Source organism: Larkinella terrae (assembly GCF_009668025.1).
In the GTDB taxonomy this organism is placed as follows: Bacteria; Bacteroidota; Bacteroidia; order Cytophagales; family Spirosomataceae; genus Larkinella; species Larkinella terrae.
In genome coordinates this window covers 792,651-812,708 of the sequence record NZ_WJXZ01000014.1, presented here as the reverse complement: position 1 = coordinate 812,708, position 20,058 = coordinate 792,651, and the positions used below count along the sequence as shown (strand labels likewise).

Genomic DNA, 20,058 nt, shown 5'->3' with positions numbered 1-20,058 from the left:
GGTTGATCGGGACTATTCGTTGGTCTTCAGGGCGTCGCGGGCGATCCGTTCTTCCCAGGCTTTGCTCGCCTTTTTCATATCGATTCCGGATGCCGACAGGTAATTGTTGATCCGGCCCTTGTATTTCCCAAACATCGCGTGTTTTTCTTTCGATGACCCCTCGTCCATTGCCCGCTCACGCGCTTCGGTTAAATACGCTAACACCTGTTTCTTTTGTTCATCGGTTAAATCCGGCAGCATGGCCTGATAACCTTTATAGGTAATGGGTAAAACGCCATACGTCATACCGTCTTTTACCTGATCAATCTGCGGGTGAGTTAAATCAGCAGATAAATCAGCAAGGAATGCAACGTGTAGCCTTGTTAATTGCTCATTTATTCCTGCTTCAATCCGCTTTTTTTCATTTTCTAATTCCGATGTTGAAGCGGTTTCTTTCCGGTTTTTAATCGCTTCTTTACGGGATTCATGAAGCGTATTCAGGTCGCGATACTGCCGGGCAATCCGCTCCTGAACGCGCGCCTTAACCGACGGACTGGTAAGTTCCAGCGGAGCAACGATTTTAGCGGCCCGCTCGGTAACGACCTGTATATACGCAGAGTCGGTACCTGCTTTCGCCACTTCCTGCCCACGAACGGAAACCACGCCCAGCAGGTAGATCAAACCACTCAATGCAATGATTTTCGGTATCATATCGGTTGGTTGTAAATCGATAAAAAGGTTAGAAACAGCCTGGTATTTGCTAATTCCCGTTTTTCCCGGCAGGATGCTAAACAGTCTATAAAAAGACGCGTTAAAAGAAGACTATAGCGGGAATTAACTCTATTTTTCTATAATACAGTACAAAAATATGGTACATTTCTAGGGCATAGCTGCATTTTTTTGCCAATTTATTATAGGAAGTTATCATGGGCTAAATAGGAATTATTGGAGTTATTTCTTTTATTTTTGTATATAGATTGCCGAAACGAACGCGATAGCACACTGGAAATGGGAAAACCGGTCGGGAGTCTAGCGACGACTCGGGACTCGCTTCTGAAAGTCAGGCACAAACGGAGCCGGTTGAATGGATGACCCGGAAAGGACGTTAGAAACCGCCAGGGCCAATTTGCTGGTGAATCGGTCCGATGCGGATTGCCACATTATCAGCTATGTTGATTTTTATTACTCAATACGATGAAGCCATTATTTCGAAAAGTAACGGATAAACTGGAAAGCTCATTTACCATCCGGCACGTTACATTACCGCATTTTAAAAACATCTGGCATTACCACCCCGAACTCGAATTACATTATATTATCAAGGGGGAAGGTGTCCGTTTTATCGGCGACAAAATTGCCAATTTTTCACCGGGCGAAATTGTATTAGTGGGCGAGAATCTGCCGCATACCTGGCGCAGCGGAAAAGAATATTTCAACAACGATCCAGACTTGGGTATCGAAGTTATCGTCATTCAGTTTCTGCCCGATTGCCTGGGTGAAGATCTATTAAAATTGCCGGAAGCGTATTTAATTCCCAAGCTGTACGAGAAAGCCAAAAGCGGTATGGTGCTGACCGGAAAGGCTAACGAAAAACTGGCCAAACTGATGCGCCAGGCACTCGACGCAACCAATCTCGACAAAATCATCATCCTGCTTTCGATCCTGCAAACCCTGGCCGAAACGGATGAATACGAACTGATCGTCAGCGGCCGGGCGGTTTTTTACCAGTCGGACGAGACGGATACCCAGCGCCTGAATACGGTTTGTAACTATACCCTCACCAATTACAAAAAAGAGATTTCGCTGGAAGAAATTTCGGCCATCAGCAACCTGAGCGTCACCTCGTTCTGCCGGTATTTCAAGCTGATGACCAACAAAACGTACTACGATTTTCTGATCGAAATCCGCATCAGTCACGCCTGCCGGGCGCTGATCGAGGGCAAAACCCTCACCGAGGTGATCTGTTTCGATTGCGGTTTCAACAACGTGTCGAATTTCTACCGGCACTTTAAAAAAGTAACCGGCGTCACTCCGCTGGAATACAAACGGCAGTATCTGAACAAGTCGAAATCGCTGGTGGCTAAAGTCTGACGCTGCGGTTTGTCAGACACTTTTATCCGGGAGATCTGCCCTGCCTCAACCCAGTTCCGCCAGCAAATCGTCGGGCAGTAACGGTAGGTAAGGCGTCAGTGGTTCGATCGAAGTAAAAGCGGATAAACGGAGCAGTTTATTATCGCCGGAGTCGTACTGCAACTCAACGTAAAACAAATCCAGGGCATACAGGAGGTAGATGTGGGTGTCCTCGTACCGGTTGGCCAGCACTGATCCACGGAACCAAAGTTGTTCCTGCTGGTGGTCGTGAGGCAGTCTTAGAAAATCGTCAAGCTTCATCAAGGTCAATTGCACTTTGGGCTAAATATCTGTATTTTTCCCGCCTGTACAAGTTTTTTTTAGAAAAATTCCTTTCCTAAACCTAGTCGTATGCTATTCAAATTTCGTCACGTAGCCGCCATTGGCTTCATGCTGATGGCTTTGCAAACGTGGGCCGATGTCCGCTTACCGAAAGTTTTCGGTTCCCACATGGTTTTACAACGTCGGAAACCCATCCCGGTCTGGGGTTGGTCCGATCCCGGCGAGAAGATAACGATTCAGTTCAATAATCAGACCAAAACCGCAAAGGCCGATAAAGCCGGAAAATGGATGCTGCGGCTGGACCCGACCGAAGCCGGTGGTCCGTACGCCCTAACGGTGCGCGGCAAACGTAATACCGTGGCTTTTGACGATGTGCTGGTGGGTGACGTCTGGGTTTGTTCGGGACAATCGAACATGGAATGGACCGTGAAATCGTCGTTCAATACCGCCAAAGAAATTCAGGAGGCTAATTATCCGCTCATTCGCCATTTCAAAGTTCCGCACGACCTCAGCCTGACGCCAAAGGACGACCTGCTGGGTGGTGAATGGAAACCGTGCACGCCCGAAACCGCCGGTGATTTTACGGCGGTCGGTTACTTTTTTGCGCGCGAACTCCAGAAAGAACTCAATGTCCCGATTGGTTTGCTCAACACGTCCTGGGGCGGAACCCAGTCCGAATCCTGGACAAGCCGCGAGGCCATGGAAAGCTTCGAGGAATTTAAACCGGCGCTGGCCACGATGCCCAAAAGCCTGGAGGACTACAGCAAACAACGCATGGAGCAGTTGCAGGGCCAGATCGCGAAGCTGCAGGGCGCTTTGCCTGACGCGGCAGAAGTGAAGCAATGGTCCGCGACGGATTTCAACGATGCAGGCTGGCAGACGCTCCGGTTGCCCGATCTGTTCGACCGGAAAGCCATTCCCAACTTCGACGGTGTGGTGTGGTTCCGGCGCGAAGTCACGATTCCGGACGAGCTGGCCGGTAAGCAACTGACGCTAAGTCTGGGCCAGATCGATGATGCGGACGAAACCTACGTCAATGGCGTTAAGGTCGGCAATACCGGTCAGGTTGGGCAGGTGCGCAACTATACGGTTCCGGTCGGGACGCTGAAACCGGGCCGGAATGTCATCGCCATCCGCGTGGAAGACTACGGCGGAGGGGGCGGTTTTTCGGCGAAAGAAGACCAGCTTAAATTGACCGGAACCGGTAAAGACATTCCGCTGGCGGGCGACTGGAAATACCGGATTGCCGATTTCAACCGCAACGCCGTGCTGGTGAATCCGAATCTGACGGGTACGATTCTGTACAACTCGATGGTTAATCCCCTGATTCCGTATGCCATCGAGGGCGTGATCTGGTACCAGGGCGAATCGAACGCGGGCCGGGCTTACCAATACCGCAAGACGTTTCCGCTGATGATCACCGACTGGCGAACGCGTTGGGGCCAGGGCGATTTCCCGTTTCTTTTCGTGCAGTTGGCCAGCTTCAATGCGGCTAACGGAAACAGCGCCAGCGGCAGCACCTGGGGCGAACTCCGCGAAGCCCAGACCATGACCCTCGCGCTGCCCAACACCGGCATGGCCGTCACCTCCGACATTGGCGAACCGAAGGACATTCACCCGAAAAACAAACAGGATGTTGGTAAACGACTGGCGCTAAACGCGTTGAAAACCGTATACGGTCAAAACCGGGTGTATTCCGGACCGGTTTTTAAATCGATGGAAGTCAACGGCAACAAAGCCATTCTGACCTTCGATCAGGTGGGGAGCGGCTTGATGTCGTCCGACAAATACGGGTATTTGAAAGGCTTCGAGGTAGCGGGTGCCGACCAGAAATTCTACTGGGCCAAAGCCGAGATTCAGGGTGATAAAGTAGTGGTTTACGCCAACGAAGTCGCAACGCCCGTTTCGGTGCATTACGGCTGGGCCGACGACAACGGCGAAGTGAATCTCTACAATAAAGACGGTTTACCGGCCGTTCCGTTCCGCACTGATACCTGGAAAGGAATCACCGAAGCCGGGCGGTTTAAATAGCGCACACAATCATTTGCTTACGATTCCCCGTGTGCTAAACCGCTTCGACCCGGTTTTGCAGGTGCCCGAAATCACTGCGGTTTTCTCATTTCTGCCTGACGCATGGGCATGCTGTCGATCAGTCGGAAGAGTTCGTTGGGATTAATCGGTTTGACAAACGTACGTTTAACTCCACCGTCTTTCCCAATAAGCCAGCCTTTAAATTCGTCGGAAGGTGCCAGTTTGAACGGATTTTGCGTCAAAAACCGGCGATCCGAATCCGATAAGTTCGCGTCGGTAAACACCAGTACGTCCAGGTCACGCTCGGCAAGACCGGTTTTTTCCGTTTGTAACGTGCCCCACGCCGTCTGAGCATCTCCGCGGCTGAAGAGTACCAGCACACGTCGGTGATCCCGTTTCTCCGCCAGCGTATTTTTCAGGGATGAAGGTTGAAAACCGGTATTTTCCAGCGCCCCTAACCAGGTCATCCCCACCAGCATGCCCATTATCCAAGCCGTGTTCATCGTCAAAATAGAAGAGTTCGTAAATGCATTTACGAACTCTTAAACTCCTTTTTATTCGAAGAGGTTTTCGGATCGTTCCAGCAACAGAATGGCCGATTGGGGAACGATGCAGTATTTTTCGCCTTCGTATTCCAGTTCAATGGCGTTCCGTTGCAGGTAAATGGCCAGATCGCCTTCCTGGGCCTGCAGCGGCATGTATTTCACTTTTTCTTCGGTTTCCTTCCAGGGTTCGTCCTCTACCGGCGCCGGAATCGGGTAGCCCGGTCCCACCTTAATGACGTAACCGCTCTGCACCTGTTCTTTCTCCGTTACGGTCGGGGGTAAATACAAACCGCTGTTGGTGCGTTCACTCGGATTCTTGGGCTTCACCAGCACCCGGTCACCCACAACGATCAATCGTCTCAATCGGTTATCTGCCGTTATTTCCATTATAGTAAGTCACTTGTCATTTTTCGCGCAATCCGCGTTGCGAGGCAGTCAGCGCAACAATCAGGCTACGCCGGTTTCCGGCTTCAAATGCGACAAATTGTCAGTAGCCGGAACGGTTTTTTTTTGCCAGAAACCGTCAGGGAACCGGGTCATAACCGCTGCCGCCCCACGGATGGCAGCGCGAAATCCGTTTCAATCCCAGCTGACCGCCTTTCAATGCGCCGTATTTCTGCACCGCTTCAATCATGTACTGGGAGCAGGTCGGGGTATACCGGCACGCGTTGGGCAGGTACGGCGAGATCGCTCCCTGGTAAAATCGAACGAAACCAATCAACACGGTTTTCATAGTTGGTAACAAATCCTTGATTAAATCTTTTCTATCTTTGCTTTCCGTCCGCGCCAGCCGGTTTTCAAAACCGCCGGATCATCCGGACGCATTCAAACCCTAAACCGCCGGAGCGGGTCTATTTTTTAACACTTCTTTAAATCGAATGCTCTCATACATCATCTGGGACGTCAATCCCGAATTGTTTTCCATCGGTACCTTCTCCGTTCGCTGGTATGGCCTTCTGTTTGCGCTGGGCTTTTTATTGGGCCAGCAAATCATGCTCTACATCTTCAAACGGGAAGGCAAACCCATTAGTGACATCGACGCCCTGACGCTTTACATGGTCATTGCCACGGTTTTAGGCGCGCGCATCGGCCATTTTCTTTTTTACGAACCCGAAGTTTTAATCAAAAATCCGCTCGAAGTCATTCTCCCCCCCTACCGCGGACTCGCCAGCCACGGCGCCACCGTCGGCATTCTGACCGGTTTATGGCTCTACTCCCGCCGGAAATCCAGCCGGGCCACGAACCAGACGTTCCTTTGGGTTACCGACCGCATCGTGATCGCGGTTGCTTTAGGTGGTTGTTTTATTCGTTTAGGTAACCTGATGAACTCCGAGATCGTCGGCCGTCCGACCGATGTGCCCTGGGGCTTCGTTTTTGTTAACAACACGGAGTACTTACAGATTCCCCGCCATCCGGCGCAATTATACGAAGCCATTTCGTGCTTGTTCATTTGCCTCTTCCTATTCTGGTTCTGGAACCGCTACAAGCAAAATACGCCCCACGGCAGTTTGCTAGGCATCTTCCTGATCGGGGTGTTTGGCCTGCGGTTTTTCTACGAATACTTCAAAGAAAACCAGGTGGAGTTCGAAAACTCGCTGGCGCTGAACATGGGGCAGATTCTGAGTATTCCCGCCGTGCTGGCCGGCATCTACCTGCTGGTCGTCAGTTTCCGGAAACGTCCGGTGCCCGTTGACTCCAGCAAACACCGTTAGAATCAGCCTTTTAACCTTTATTTAATTACCGAAGACTCAAAATTGGTTACCAGAAGTTGAAATACTTCTTACCTTGTTTTTTTGATTGCATTCTCGACTTAACCAATCAATCTGACAATGAAACGGATCAAATCGGTACCGGTTTTCCTGCTGGCGGCAATGCTGCTGATGAGTTGTGGTGGAAATAAAGAAGAAGAAAAAACGGAGGAGTCGGGCGATGACGGCACCTCCATTTCGGCCACCGAGAGCGTCAAGGCGCTGAAAAAAATGGCCGAACAGGCGGAAGACATGTCGAAAAACGGACCGGTTGAAACCGTCGATTTTCGCAAATTGAAAGAAATGCTCCCCGCCGACGCCGACGGTCTGGCCCGGAAAGAAGCTACCGGCGAGAAAAACGGCATGGCGGGTTTCAATATTTCGACCGCGAAAGGTGATTACCGCAACGAAGACGGTAGCCAATCCATCGAAATTGACATTGTCGATGCGGGCGGAACCGGCGCGTTGATGGGTTTGGCCGCCTGGTCGATCATTGAAGTGGACAAAGAAACCGAGAACGGCTACGAAAAAACCACCAAATTCGGCGATTACAAGTCGTACGAAAAGTACGATAATGGCAATAAAAGCGGTGAAATCGCCGTACTGATCAAAAACCGCTTCATCGTCACCGCCAAAGGCAACGGCGTCGAAATGGATAAAATCAAAGCCACGCTCGAAAAAATCGACCTCGATAAACTGGCGGAGTTGAAGTGAGAAGTGTTGCTGACCATTGACCGCCGACGATTGACCATGGACAAATATGCTTCGGCATTGGTCGATCGACAATCGTCAATGGTCAATCGACAATGGTCAATCGTCAAAAACATACAATTCCTCCTTATTCAACCCGCCGGGCAAGGGTCCCTGGCGGGTTAATTTTTTTTCGGCCAGATTAGCACCCGCCCGGGCGCAGGTTGTCGGGTCGTGGCCGTCGAGCCAGGCGGTCAGGAAACCCGCCCAGTAGGCGTCGCCCGCGCCGGTCGCGTCGATGACGTCAATCTTTCGGCCGGAAATCCGGACGTTTTGATGGCCATTTTCGTAGGAAACAAAGCTGCCTTCGGCTCCTAGCGTCAGGCAAACCAACGGGGCACCCCAGGCGTGAAAACGGGCTGCAATCTCTTCCGGTTTTTGTTGGTAACCGAACAACCGGGCCGCATCGTCGTCGCTGAGCTTGACCAGGGCGCGGGCCGAACAATACTGCTGCAAAACGCGCTGCGCCAGCTCCCGGTCGGGCCAGATGGTGGGCGCATAATTGGCGTCGATACTAACCTGACAACCGGCTTCATGGGCTCGCCGGGCGGCATCGACGATGGCGTCCTGCGCGGGCTGGCGGCTCAGGGCAAAGCAGGTGGTGTGAAAAATGGCGGAGTTTTTGAGTAAGTCATCCGGCAGGTGTTCCGGTTTGATCCAGCAGTCGGCTTCGCGGTAGGCAATGAAATCGGGGGTTCCTTTGGTGCGGGAAACGATGACGACGCTGGTCGGGGCGGTGGGATTAGACGCAATGAATTGCGTCTCTACGCTGGATTCGGCGACGCGGTCTTTCAGGTAGATGCCCAGGTTGTCGTTGCCGACGCAGGCTACGAGCGCCGACCGATTGCCCAGCCGGGCCATGTTGGCGGCCATGTTTGCCGGACTGCCGCCCTGATACCGGTGAAAATCACGGGTTTGCCGCAGGTCGTCGGCCAGCTCGCGGCCAATCAGATCGACCAGCAGTTCGCCAACCGCCAGCAGGTCGTACGTACGGTTTTGGGAGTTCATACGCTTAATGTCCACCGGCTCCAATCGGGAACGCGGCCTCTTCGGATTGGCGGGATTCTTTTACCAGGAAACAGGCTCCGGCGGCCAGGATGAGACATACGCCACACAGCGCCAGGGCATTGCGCGGGTCGTTATTTAGCAGCGTTTTGTACAGAAACTCAATAGTCATGTTGTTGATGATCTGCGGCACCACGATAAAACCGTTGAACAAACCCATGTAAACACCCATCCGCTCTTTTGGAACGGAGGTGGAAAGCATGACGTAGGGCATCGACATGATGGAGCCCCAGGCCAGCCCGACGAGGGTCATCCCTACCAGAAAGATGTATTTGTCCGGGGAAAATAACATCGAAAGAAAACCCAGTCCGCCGATGGTCAGAAAAACCGCGTGGGTGCTCCGGCGCCCCATCCGGGCGGCAATCGGCGGCAGCAGAAACGAGATACCGAAGCAGCCGACGTTGAACAACGCAAAACACAGGTTGCTCCATTTCAATCCTTCGGCAAAACCGGTCGGATTGCTGATGGCGTCCGGCGCGTTGAAGGCATGGCGGGCGACGGCCAGCGACAGATATTGCCACATCAGCGGCAAGCCGTACCAGGTAAAAAATTTCACCCACCAGAGCTGTTTCATGGTCGCGGGCATGTGCCGAAAAGCGTCGAACACTTCGGTAAAGGCGTGAAAAACACCGCTTTTCTCCTGCTTCATTCGCTCGAACTCTTCCATATTCTCGGGCGGATATTCGGTGGTGGTGTACATCGTCCAGAAAACCGCAACCAGAATCGCTATGGCACCGATGTAGAACGAATATTTCACGAAATCCGGAATGAGATTGGCACCGGTTGCCGCCATCGCGATCCCGAAAACCGGTAGAATAAATGGCATCAGATTGGCCAGGGTTTGCCCGAAGCCGACGAAAAAACTCTGAACGGCAAACCCGAGGTTCCGTTGCTGAACGTTCAATTTGTCGCCAATAAACGCCCGGAATGGCTCCATGGTGATGTTTAAACCGGCATCGAGCAGCCACATCAGGCTGGCGGCCATCCAGAGTGCCGACGAGTTGGGCATCATTACCAACGCAAAACTGGTGATGATCGCGCCGACCAGAAAATACGGTTTTCGGCGTCCCCAGCGTTGTGACCATGTTCGGTCGCTCATGGCTCCGATGACGGGCTGCACCAGCAAACCCGTTACCGGACCAGCCAGCCACAGGATGGGAATGGCCGATTCGTCGGCGTTAAGGTACCGGAAAATCGGGCTCATGTTGGCCTGTTGCAACCCAAAACCGTATTGAATGCCCAGAAATCCAAAACTCATATTCCAGATTTGCCAGAAGCTTAAGCGGGGCTTGTCTTTCATGAGAGAAAACGAAGAATAGCAGATGTTTAGGTTAGCGAATTCGTCCCAAATGGGCGCGGTTCTGACAATAATAAGGATTTTGTTGCAAGATTCTAAGATTGTTTTTACCTATTTTTTTATTCCGGTATTTTTGTAAATGCCTACGTCACCCGCGCTCGTTTGATGCTACTATCTTTCCTCTTCTGGACCTTATCATTAGCGGATACTACGGCAAAATCGCAGGCCGTGGCGGATTCGGTGCAGAACGATTTCCGGGTAATTCGCTCGGTCACCATTCAGGGCAACCACAAAACGCGGGAGCGCATCATCCTGCGTGAGCTGGAAGTAAAAACCGGTGACACCATCCAGCGGCAGCAACTGACCGAAAAACTGGCCTGGGATCAGCGCAAGATTGCCAATACCAACCTCTTTATTACCGTCGACGTGGTGGCCCGGGAAGTGGGGCCGCATGAGGTAGACATTGACGTGACGGTGAAGGAACGCTGGTACATTTTCGTGATACCGGTTTTCGATCTGGCCGACCGGAATTTCAACGAATGGTGGTATGAACGGGGCCGCAGCTTCCGGCGGACGATCTACGGCGCGCGGCTGAATTACAAAAATGTAACCGGCAACGCCGACAAAATCAACGCCATTTTCGAGTTCGGTTTTACGCGCCGAACGCAGGTTTTATACACCCTTCCGTACATCGATAAGGCACAGAAAACCGGCATCAGCGTGGGCGCGTCGTACCAGACCAACAAGGAAGTTGCCTACCGCTCGGCCTTCGACAAACTCGTTTATTTTCGGAGCGAAGACCTCATGCGCGACCGGTTTTATACGAACGTTATTCTGACGCGCCGGAACCAGTTTTATAATTTTCACCGCCTGGAACTGCGGTTCGTCCGCAACTCGATTGCCGACACCGTGGCCAAGCTCAACCCCGATTATTTCCTGAATGGGCAAACCCGGCAGCGGTATTTTCTGCTGAGTTACCTGTTCACCCACGACCGGCGCGACGCCGTGGCCTACCCGCTGCGGGGCCATTACCTCAACCTGGCCGCCAATCAGTACGGTTTGCTGCGATCCGACAACCTGCGGCTGTTCGAAATGACGGCCAGCTACACCCGCTACTGGCCGATGGGCGGGAAGTTTTACGCCAGCAACAGCCTGCGCGGCAAACTCTCCTGGCCCGACCGCCAACCGTATATCAACCTGCGCGGTTTGGGTTATCTGACGGATTTCGTCCGGGGATATGAATTGTATGTTATTGATGGTCAGCGGTATGGTCTCGTTCGAAATACCCTGAAATACCAGTTGATGAACGTTCGGAAGCAGCTTAACTGGGTTCCGATGAAACAATTCAGCACGGTTCCGCTGGCGTTGTATCTCAGCATGTTTGGCGACGCGGGTTACGTGGGCAGCACGCTGGCGCAGGAATACCAAAGCCGTCTGGCGAATTCGTGGCTGTACGGCGGTGGCGTCGCGCTGGACATTGCGACCTTCTACAACATCGTCGGCCGCATCAGTTACTCCGTCAACCGGCAGGGCCAGACCGGTATTTTCTTTAATTTTACGTACGATTTATAACCTTTTCACGCCCGATATCCGGTAGCAATTGGCCATAAAAATGGGTGAATCGAAAGATTCACCCAAAATCTGAACCGGCTCGATTCGGCTGACGTCTGTTTCCATAAGCCCGTTGTAGTTTCTGATCCTGTAGGTCATGCCAGATTCGTTCCCTCTGATGACTTCCCGCGTAACCGACTAACCGGTTGCTTTTCCGCGGATTTTGGCGGCCGCAGCCTGGTCGTCTTTTTCCGTCCTTTGCTGCCGATTCTGACGGATTTGACCGGAAACCGCGCGATATACTTAACGGCAGTCAAAACCTCCGCTCCCAGTACACAGTAAGCCAACACAATCAGGGTGGCGGCCAGTTTGAGCCAGGCAAACGTAGAAAAGTCGAAGATAAATTTCCCTTCGTGATCGATAAACACACGGGCTATCACCAGCAGGTAGGAGGACCAGACGGCCCCCCCCAGAATTTTGGTGAGGTTCAGTTGGGCAGAAGCCAGGGGACGATTCATGCGGAGAGCCGCCGATGTTAGCGACAACAATACCGTTACCGCAAACACCACTTCAAACGTCATGGGTTCGTGTAGTACGGCATTCAGAAACTTGGCATTGTAAGCCATGTGAAACGCTTCTATCAGCGAAATCAGGCCCAGCCGGGTCAGGTAATACAGAAGTGCTGCCATGATTTTGTCGGGAAAAAGTTAGAGTTAAAACGACAAACAAAAACAGGTTAACCTTTACTTATTTCAAAGATTTAAGATAAAATTCACAAAAACAACCGAACAATATTTTGAACAATGGCAAAAAAACCAAATTGGCTTATCTGACATTTATCCCCGGATCTGGACATTTTACGGGGCAGACTGAACAAATTTTGAGCATGTCAACATTTGTCACTATTTTTTGCCTTCTAAATACAACTCATCCTATCTCTAAACCAACTTATTATAATGACTGACCGCCTAAAAAGCATTGCAGAAGCAAAACTATGGATTACCATTGCCGCTGAATTTAGACAAAAGATAAAAGCTCAAAAAGTAAAGCAAACCCCCACCGACTCTGAGATCTTTGATAAAATATGCGTTAAGGATTTGTCCTATAATAATTTCCGAAGAGAGATAAAACCCGAGTACAGTGAGGGTCTGAATTCGGCAACTCAGAACCGGGCCGATGAAATCATCGCCAAATTCAAAAAATGGTGCGAGATCGCCGAAACCAAATATCCTTTTAAAGTCAGCCGGAACAGGGAAAACGTCCCCGTCTCGGACCCCACGGAAGGCTGGATTCTGGCCAATCCTGATTTTAAGCCCGAAGGCAGCGCCGACGAGTATTTTGCGCTTTACTACTGGCGGGTAGCAACGGCGGGCATCGGTTACATGCGTATGAGTGACGACTGGAAGAAGGCGGATTTATACATCAACAATCAGGATTATGGCGAGATCGCACACTACCATATGCAGGGTCCCGTTCTTGACTACCCCGGGGGTAAAAATTTGTTTATCAACCTGCACGACGTCCCGGCGGGCGGTTCGTCGCGCCCGGTCTTTCTGCAAATGTCGCTATTGGTCGGAACGGGTAACCGATCAAAACGAAATGTATTTGCCGGAAATTATGTGACGGTCGAGCGGTCGACCAACATTCCGGCCGGCGGGTTATTCATTATGGAACGCAAAACGGAAGCAGAAGCGATTCAACTCCTGACCACGAAAGCCTCGGAGGTTGAGATTCCGGATAAAATCTATTACGCCCTGGCGCAGCAGCGCTGGATTGTCCGGGATACCTTTCTGGTTCAGAATAAGACCTACCCCAGGGAATTCAATGCGGAACAACTCACGCGGTTTGCGGGTACCTACCGGGGAATGCTGGTTCGGTCGTCCAGTCAAACGCTTGAACAATTTAAGTTGATCATTGAAAAAAATGGCCGGGCGGAAATGGAAATGGATCATGATAACGCCCGGCCTTACATTGGTCATTTTAAATGGCTGAATGTGGGCTTCCTGATGGGCTCGTTTGATTTTATCCAGGAAAAGAAGCAAAATAACGCCGGCTCCAACTCACCGGAAGAATACTACTACCGGTACCAATTCGTAATTCAGGCCCGACTGGACGAAAATGGAACACTCTACGGCTGTTTCAGTGGGCTTTCCGCCGAATTCCAGCTTATCAGTGGCCGGTTATGGTTAAAGTTAGACAGTGCGGAGATTAAAGTAAGCAGCATCTCTCTGGTCAATGCGACGGCTCAGGCCCAGCAATTGATCGAAGAGCAGGATGCCCGGCCATTTTTTATTGGGAAATCCCACAAAACCGTCACCGATGGGCCAATCATCAACGAATACCTGGATGACAAGTCGAGTCGGGGCGCTTCCGTTGTTAATTACGTTGGCAACTGGTTCAGCTATTCGCTGCGCAAAGAAAATCACGGGTCGGACGCCAATCCTAACTACGAATATTTTATCGTTCAGACACCCATCCGGATTTCATCCGGCGGCAGTGTTTCCGTGGTTTCCAGCGATGGCCATATCCTAACGGGTGATGCGCATTACGATGGCAGTGCCTGCCTGCGACTTACCATTCAGAAACGGCTGGCAATCGACTGGCTCGACACCTACCTGTTCATGGTTCACATGACTCCACGGAATAAGATTCAGCGAGCCTATGGCATTTCGATGACCAGAACCGACCGTGGGCTGATTGCCTTGACCGAGGTTTTGATTCCGACCGACACCTTCCACACCGGTTCTTATTCCATGATTCATATCGACAGCGAACGCTATATACAACTTGAGAATTCGCACCCTTTCCTGATGAGCTACATCAATGGTGACTATAACCGCATTATAGAATTGAACCTCCAGCCCGGTCGGGAACCCCGCCCCCGGAAAGATCATTATCGGCTTATTCATTTTGAATCGGGTTGCTACTGGGGCCACCGCTATACACTCGACCAATCGGCGGAAGCTTTGGAAAATTGCCGGCAAAAATTACAGCAGGCTTATAATCACTCGTTTGGTCACAAACAACACCCGCAGGACAAACTACGTCTTCAGGAAGAGCTTAAATCGGGAAAAGGTTGTCTATCAGCCCCCAAGATCCAGGAAATTGTCTGGCATTATTGGGCATCTTTGTTTACCGATTCCGAGAAAAAAGAGCTGACTGGCCAGAGTCAACAAGTGCATTAGACAGCCCAATGGCCTCGTTACGTGCATCGATACTAGTAAAAATGACTTTCTGGCGCGTATTTTGTCGTTTTACTTACGATTCGTCGTAACGAACTACCATTCATGCAAAATCCTTACCTGGCTCTGCTCCGCACGGCCTGGCATTACGCCCGTCACGAAAAACGGCGGTTTTTACTGGTTTATTTTCTGTTCATTCTGGCCAACGTCGTTTCGGCGATGGAGCCGCTGCTGTTTGGCTGGTTCGTCGGGGCCATTCAGCAAAAAGACGCCCCGGTTACGTCCGTTGTCCTGTGGTATGCTGCTGCCTATGTGGGGCTTCAACTGGGCGAATGGGTTTTTCACGGACCCGCCCGCATTCTGGAGCGTGAACTGGCGTTTTCGCTCAGCCGCAATTTTCTGACGGAACTGTACCACCAGACGCTTAATCTGCCGGTGAGCTGGCACAAAGATCACCACAGCGGTGCGACCATCAACCGGATTCGCAAGGCCAACGACGCCCTCAAGGATTTCTTTCAGAGCGGTTTTCTGTACCTGCATACCATTTCGAAATGCGTGTTTTCGTTCGCAGCTATGGTTTATTTTTCGCCCATTTTTGGCAGTATCGGCGTTTTGCTCGGCGCGCTGACCATCTGGGTGATTCTCAAATTCGATAAACCGTTCATCAAAGCCGTCGATGAGTCCAACGAACGCGAACACGAGGTGTCGTCCACGCTTTTCGACAGCCTTTCCAACATCATTACCGTGATTACGCTCCGGCTGGAGAAGCAGATGGAAACCAGTCTGTTGGGCAAAATCATGGCCATTCTCCCGCCGTTCCGCCGTCACGTCCGCATCAACGAATGGAAGTGGTTTGCGGCCAGTATGTTGATTGCCCTGATGTACGGCGTCATCACCGTCGGTTACGTCTACCAGCATTACGTGCCCGGCGATGTCTTCCTGATCGGCGGACTGGTAACGTTGTTGGGTTACATCAACAAATTCAGCAGTGTGTTTACCGACGTGGCTTTTCAATATACCGACATCGTTCAGCACAACACCGACGTCCAGACCGCCCGCAGCATTGGCGAAGCCTATGCGCAGCAGCACCGCCCCGAAGCCACCGAAACGCTACCCGCAAACTGGCAAACCATCGACATAAACCGTCTGAATTTCCGGCACGACCAGGAAACCGGTCCTTCCCAAAAACCGCAGCGGGCCGGTTTATACGACCTGCGTATTCGGATTCGGCGCGGGCAGCGCATTGCCCTGATCGGGGAAAGTGGCAGCGGAAAAAGCACTCTGCTCACGCTCCTGCGCGGTTTATATACACCCGAACCGAATCTGGAACTCCGGGTCGACGGCGAAAGCTATCCGGAATTGAGCCTGATTGCCGACACGGTGACGCTCATGCCCCAGGAGCCGGAAATCTTCGAAAACACGATTGCTTACAACATCACGCTGGGCCTGCCGTTCGACGAAGCCGATGTGCAGCAAGCCTGCGAAATGGCGCGATTTACGGACGTAATCGGCCAGTTGCCCCACGGTTTGGAAACCAATATTCAGGAGAAGGGCGTCAACCTGTCGGGCGGGCAGAAACAACGGCTGGCACTGGCGCGGGGCGTGTTGGCCGCCCGGAGTAGCAACATCATTCTGCTCGACGAACCCACCAGCAGCGTTGATTCAAAAACCGAGTTTGAAATTTACCAGAATATGCTCGCCGGTTTTCGCGACAAAGCCATTCTGTCCACCATGCACCGGCTGCATTTGCTGGCCATGTTCGACCACATTTACATCCTGCGCAACGGCCACCTGATCGACGAAGGAAGTTTTGTGGAACTGATGCAGCGAAGTGCGGTTTTTCAGGAAATGTGGCAGCACCAGAAAGTTCAGAAAACGGAAGAATCGGAAATAGGATAATATTTCATCGCCGTTTACACAATTATCGGGAATTAGTCCGGGATTTAACAAAGCAATACTGTGATCGCAACCAAAAGTTTGTTATCATTAACCTATTGTTACCTGCTCAACTTTATTTCACCCTAATAATTATGGTTGGAACGTTTAAGACCATTGTTGAAATCGTTCGTTTTCGTGCCACTCACACTCCCGACCAACCTGCATTTGTCTATTTAAAAGACGGCGAAAATGAGGAAGAAATACTCCGATACAGTCAGTTAGACGCTCGCGCCCGAACCATTGCCAGCCATCTTTCATCCACTCCGGCTCCATCGCCGGAGCGTCCGCTTTTCTTACTGGTATATCCGCAGGGACTCGATTTTATTGAAGCTTTTTTGGGGTGTTTATATGCCGGAACGGTCGCCGTTCCGATTGCCGTTCCGGGTAAAAACCGGGGGGCCAATAAAATTGGTTATCTGGTGGAAGATGCGGGAATTAAAACCGGGATGACGACCGCCAAAACCTACGAAATCCTTCAGAAAAATTTCAGTAACGATTCGTGGTTTCAGTCCCTGAACTGGCTGATTACCGACACGATTCCGACCGCCGAAACTCCGGAATTTCCCCTGCCCGCCCCCGACGATCTGGCGCTGCTGCAATACACCTCCGGCTCGACCAGCCAGCCCAAAGGCGTGATGGTGACCCACGCCAACATCATGGCCAATTCGGCCTTTATCCGACACGCTTTTCAGAACGATGCGTCGAGCGTATCCGTTTGCTGGTTGCCGTCGTTCCACGATATGGGGCTGATCGACGGCATCATGCAGCCCATTTACTGCGGTTTTAAAGCCGTGTTACTCAATCCCGTACACGTCGTGCAACGACCCCTTCGCTGGCTACGGGCTTTCGACAAATACGGCGGTACGTACGGCGGTGCGCCTAATTTTATCTTTGATTTCTGCGTTGACCGCTCGACACCCGAAGAACGGGCCGGGCTGGATTTACACCGGGTCAAACACATTTACAACGCGGCCGAACCCATTCGGGCCCGCACCGTCCACCGGTTTACGGAAGCGTTCGAAGTCAGCGGTTTTAGCCCCAAAAGTCTGTTTACCTGCTTTGGCCTGGCCGAATCGACGCTGGCCGTGACGATGTGCCGCAGCGACCGTCAGCCTTTCCTCGAAACCGTCGACGCCAACGCCCTGACCGACGGCCGGATCATCACCCGACCTGCCGGAACACCGGGAACCCGCGAGCTGGTCAGCTCGGGCTGGCCGATGAACGACAGCGTGCTCCGGATTGTCGATCCGGAAACCGGTCGGGTTTGTCCGGAAGGTGAAATTGGCGAAATCTGGAGTAAAGGCCCCAGCGTGGCGCGGGGCTACTGGAACAAACCCGAACTGACCGCCGACTGGTTTGAAGGCTATACCAGCACGGGCGAAGGGCCTTTTCTGCGAACGGGAGACGCCGGTTTTTTTCGGGAAAAAGAAGGCCTTTTTGTAACCGGTCGGCTCAAAGATTTAATCATTATTCGGGGAACGAATCATTATCCGCAGGACATTGAACTGACCGTTGAGCAAAGTCACGAAGCGCTGGCGAGCAACGCCGGAGCCGCGTTCTCGGTGTACACCAGCGAAGGCGAACAGCTCGTCGTCGTTCATGAATTGAAACGGGTGGCTCTACCGACGGCGCCCGTTCAGGACATTGCGCACGCGATTCTGCGGGAAATCGGCCTGCGGCATGCGCTGGCGCCCGTCGCGGTGGTTTTACTGCGGCCCAACGGCTTGTTTAAAACAACCAGCGGCAAAGTTCAGCGGTCGGCCTGCCAGCGGGCTTTCCTTGAAAACAATCTGGCCGAACATTACCGCTGGGATTCGCTGCCGATCAGCGAACAACAATCCTGATGGTTGACCGATCAGCTTAGACCAACGAATATCTATATTTTTAACTAGTTGATTTTTAAAATCTTAACTAAACTTCAATAACCCAAAACGATAACGCTGTAATGCCTGTTTCCCATCCATCTTCAGTGGCCATCCAAAATTGGCTTACTCAACGAATTGCCACTGAACTTAAAATTGCTCCCGAGCAGATTGATGTCAACCAACCGTTTGCTTCGCTCCGGCTCGACTCGGTTTTCGTTGTTACCTTAGCCGTTGACCTGGAAACCTGGCTCGGCACCGCTATTGACCCGTCTATTTTCTGGGAAATGCCCGATATCGCCAGTTTGTCCGACTGGTTAGTTGATGAGTATCTTCCCACCCAAACGCCGTCGTGATGAACGCACCCGCTTCGCAAGGAACGCTAATGGGCAAAGGGTTGTCGACCCTCTGGGCTCCGTTTTCACCGGTCAACCGAATCAATCCCTACCCGATGTACCGGAATTTACGCGAACTGGACCCGGTTCATCAGCTTAAAACCGGCGACTGGGTGGTCAGTCGCTACGCCGATGTCTGCACGGTTTTGATGGACAAGCGAATCGATGTCATCGACATGCCTTCGTATTTTCGGGATAAAACCCTGACAGTCAACAGTTCCGCTATCGAAATGTACCCGACGTATCAGGCGTCGTACAACTGGCTGCTGTACCTGCGACGCCCGATGCACGGGCGAACGCGGGAGATGGTGATGAAAATATGGCCATCGCTCAATTTCGCGGGCTGTGTGCAGGCGGTTCTGGCGGAACTGACGGCCGATTTGGCCACCAAGACCACCATTGACCTCATCGATGATTTTGCCAAACCGCTGCCCGTTCGGGTCATTTCGCAATTGATGGGTTTTCCGGAATCCCATATTGAAGAACTGAAGCACTGGGGTGAGCGACTTGCCACGATTTTTGAACCGATGCTGACGCAGGCCGAAATGATTGAAATCAATCAGGCCGCGAGCGATTTTCTGGTTTTTATCGACGACTGCATTACGGCCCACCAAGAAAAACCGGCCGATACGATGATTGGGAAGCTACTCGCCCAGCGAAGCGCCGACGGCCAGCCCATCGACCGCGACGATCTGATCTCGCTGATTGCCAACCTGTTTGTAGCGGGCGAAGAAACCACCCGCAACCTGATCGGGAACGGTTTTGCGGCTTTAACGGCGTTTCCGGATCAACTCGCCCTGCTCCATCAACAACCAGAACTCCTGAAACCGGCCGTTGAGGAAATGTTACGATACGACAGCCCCGTCCAGATTACATCGCGGATTGCGCTGGAAGATGTCGACGTTTCGGGCCAGACCATTCGGGCCGGGGAGCAGATTTACGTCTGTCTGGGTTCGGCCAACCGCGACGAACTCCAGTTTGAAGGAGCGGATCGGCTGGATATCACCCGTCAGAAAAACAAGCACCTGGCCTTTGGCTACGGTTCACACTTTTGTCTGGGCGCCAACCTGGCCCGGATGCAGGCCATGCAGGCGTTCCCGATATTACTGCATCAATTTCCGGATCTGCGGGCGGATTTGCCCCGGGCAATCCAGCGTAAGAACTTGTTGTTGAGGGGTTTTGGAACACTGCCAACGATTCGAGTTTGAGCAGGTCCACAAGTAAAAAACAGGCTAATGCTGTAAACGTCAGATCGATCGGCAGGCTGATCGATCTGACTAAGTCACAAGCAAGATGCAGTAAA

18 protein-coding genes are annotated in these 20,058 nt (G+C 52.0%); 10 read left to right on the top strand and 8 right to left on the bottom strand.

Annotation, left to right across the window (positions count from 1 at the left end; genetic code table 11):
- Positions 1 to 12: 12 nt before the first annotated feature.
- On the bottom strand, positions 13 to 690 hold the full coding sequence (locus tag GJJ30_RS25105; protein WP_154177921.1) for a DUF3826 domain-containing protein: 678 nt from the start codon (positions 688 to 690) through the stop codon (positions 13 to 15).
- 483 nt (positions 691 to 1,173) lie between these two features.
- Between GJJ30_RS25105 and GJJ30_RS25100 the strand changes: the two genes are divergently transcribed.
- Positions 1,174 to 2,070, top strand: a complete 897-nt coding sequence (locus tag GJJ30_RS25100; protein ID WP_154177920.1) for an AraC family transcriptional regulator — start codon at positions 1,174 to 1,176, stop codon at positions 2,068 to 2,070.
- 45 nt (positions 2,071 to 2,115) lie between these two features.
- Here GJJ30_RS25100 and GJJ30_RS25095 read toward each other — a convergent pair whose 3' ends face one another.
- On the bottom strand, positions 2,116 to 2,370 hold the full coding sequence (locus GJJ30_RS25095; RefSeq protein WP_154178733.1) for a hypothetical protein: 255 nt from the start codon (positions 2,368 to 2,370) through the stop codon (positions 2,116 to 2,118).
- A 90-nt stretch (positions 2,371 to 2,460) separates the two neighbouring features.
- On the opposite strand from GJJ30_RS25095, the gene GJJ30_RS25090 reads away from it, so the two are divergent.
- Positions 2,461 to 4,422, top strand: coding sequence for a sialate O-acetylesterase (locus tag GJJ30_RS25090; RefSeq protein WP_229313409.1), 1,962 nt, complete (start codon positions 2,461 to 2,463; stop codon positions 4,420 to 4,422).
- Between the two features lie 71 nt (positions 4,423 to 4,493).
- Here GJJ30_RS25090 and GJJ30_RS25085 read toward each other — a convergent pair whose 3' ends face one another.
- The 3 genes from GJJ30_RS25085 to yidD all read right to left on the bottom strand — a co-directional run bounded on the left by GJJ30_RS25085 (position 4,494) and on the right by yidD (position 5,700).
- Positions 4,494 to 4,925 carry a DUF4174 domain-containing protein gene (locus tag GJJ30_RS25085; RefSeq protein WP_229313408.1) on the bottom strand — a complete coding sequence of 144 codons (432 nt, stop codon included), beginning with the start codon at positions 4,923 to 4,925 and terminating at the stop codon, positions 4,494 to 4,496.
- A gap of 51 nt (positions 4,926 to 4,976) precedes the next feature.
- Positions 4,977 to 5,357, bottom strand: coding sequence for a co-chaperone GroES (locus tag GJJ30_RS25080; RefSeq protein WP_310588421.1), 381 nt, complete (start codon positions 5,355 to 5,357; stop codon positions 4,977 to 4,979).
- Positions 5,358 to 5,490: 133 nt separating this feature from the next.
- Positions 5,491 to 5,700, bottom strand: a complete 210-nt coding sequence (gene yidD / locus GJJ30_RS25075; RefSeq protein ID WP_154177918.1) for a membrane protein insertion efficiency factor YidD — start codon at positions 5,698 to 5,700, stop codon at positions 5,491 to 5,493.
- A 145-nt stretch (positions 5,701 to 5,845) separates the two neighbouring features.
- On the opposite strand from yidD, the gene lgt reads away from it, so the two are divergent.
- Positions 5,846 to 6,679 (top strand): prolipoprotein diacylglyceryl transferase, encoded by an 834-nt coding sequence (lgt, locus tag GJJ30_RS25070; RefSeq protein WP_154177917.1) that lies wholly within the window; start codon positions 5,846 to 5,848, stop codon positions 6,677 to 6,679.
- A 117-nt stretch (positions 6,680 to 6,796) separates the two neighbouring features.
- Positions 6,797 to 7,429, top strand: coding sequence for a transposase (locus tag GJJ30_RS25065; RefSeq protein ID WP_154177916.1), 633 nt, complete (start codon positions 6,797 to 6,799; stop codon positions 7,427 to 7,429).
- A gap of 96 nt (positions 7,430 to 7,525) precedes the next feature.
- Here the strand turns inward: GJJ30_RS25065 and GJJ30_RS25060 are convergent, their stop codons facing one another.
- The gene (locus GJJ30_RS25060; protein ID WP_154177915.1) at positions 7,526 to 8,473 is read right to left on the bottom strand and encodes a carbohydrate kinase family protein; all 948 of its coding nucleotides are present in this window, start codon (positions 8,471 to 8,473) and stop codon (positions 7,526 to 7,528) included.
- A gap of 4 nt (positions 8,474 to 8,477) precedes the next feature.
- On the bottom strand, positions 8,478 to 9,830 hold the full coding sequence (locus tag GJJ30_RS25055) for an MFS transporter (RefSeq protein ID WP_154177914.1): 1,353 nt from the start codon (positions 9,828 to 9,830) through the stop codon (positions 8,478 to 8,480).
- A gap of 162 nt (positions 9,831 to 9,992) precedes the next feature.
- On the opposite strand from GJJ30_RS25055, the gene GJJ30_RS25050 reads away from it, so the two are divergent.
- A complete protein-coding gene (locus GJJ30_RS25050) occupies positions 9,993 to 11,399 on the top strand; it encodes a POTRA domain-containing protein (protein WP_154177913.1) in 1,407 nt (468 codons plus the stop codon).
- Positions 11,400 to 11,533: 134 nt separating this feature from the next.
- On the opposite strand, the gene GJJ30_RS25045 is transcribed toward GJJ30_RS25050, so the two are convergent.
- Complete coding sequence (locus GJJ30_RS25045) at positions 11,534 to 12,067, bottom strand: hypothetical protein (RefSeq protein ID WP_154177912.1); 534 nt, start codon at positions 12,065 to 12,067, stop codon at positions 11,534 to 11,536.
- Positions 12,068 to 12,475: 408 nt separating this feature from the next.
- Here GJJ30_RS25045 and GJJ30_RS25040 point away from each other — a divergent pair, with 408 nt between their 5' ends.
- The 5 genes from GJJ30_RS25040 to GJJ30_RS25020 all read left to right on the top strand — a co-directional run bounded on the left by GJJ30_RS25040 (position 12,476) and on the right by GJJ30_RS25020 (position 19,963).
- The gene (locus tag GJJ30_RS25040; RefSeq protein WP_154177911.1) at positions 12,476 to 14,563 is read left to right on the top strand and encodes a hypothetical protein; all 2,088 of its coding nucleotides are present in this window, start codon (positions 12,476 to 12,478) and stop codon (positions 14,561 to 14,563) included.
- A 102-nt stretch (positions 14,564 to 14,665) separates the two neighbouring features.
- Positions 14,666 to 16,459, top strand: a complete 1,794-nt coding sequence (locus GJJ30_RS25035; RefSeq protein ID WP_154177910.1) for an ABC transporter ATP-binding protein — start codon at positions 14,666 to 14,668, stop codon at positions 16,457 to 16,459.
- Positions 16,460 to 16,590: 131 nt separating this feature from the next.
- Positions 16,591 to 18,342, top strand: coding sequence for a fatty acyl-AMP ligase (locus GJJ30_RS25030; protein WP_154177909.1), 1,752 nt, complete (start codon positions 16,591 to 16,593; stop codon positions 18,340 to 18,342).
- A 125-nt stretch (positions 18,343 to 18,467) separates the two neighbouring features.
- On the top strand, positions 18,468 to 18,716 hold the full coding sequence (locus tag GJJ30_RS25025) for an acyl carrier protein (protein ID WP_170299272.1): 249 nt from the start codon (positions 18,468 to 18,470) through the stop codon (positions 18,714 to 18,716).
- Positions 18,716 to 19,963 carry a cytochrome P450 gene (locus tag GJJ30_RS25020; RefSeq protein WP_154177907.1) on the top strand — a complete coding sequence of 416 codons (1,248 nt, stop codon included), beginning with the start codon at positions 18,716 to 18,718 and terminating at the stop codon, positions 19,961 to 19,963. Before GJJ30_RS25025 ends, GJJ30_RS25020 begins: the two co-directional genes overlap by 1 nt.
- The last annotated feature ends 95 nt before the right edge of the window (positions 19,964 to 20,058 follow it).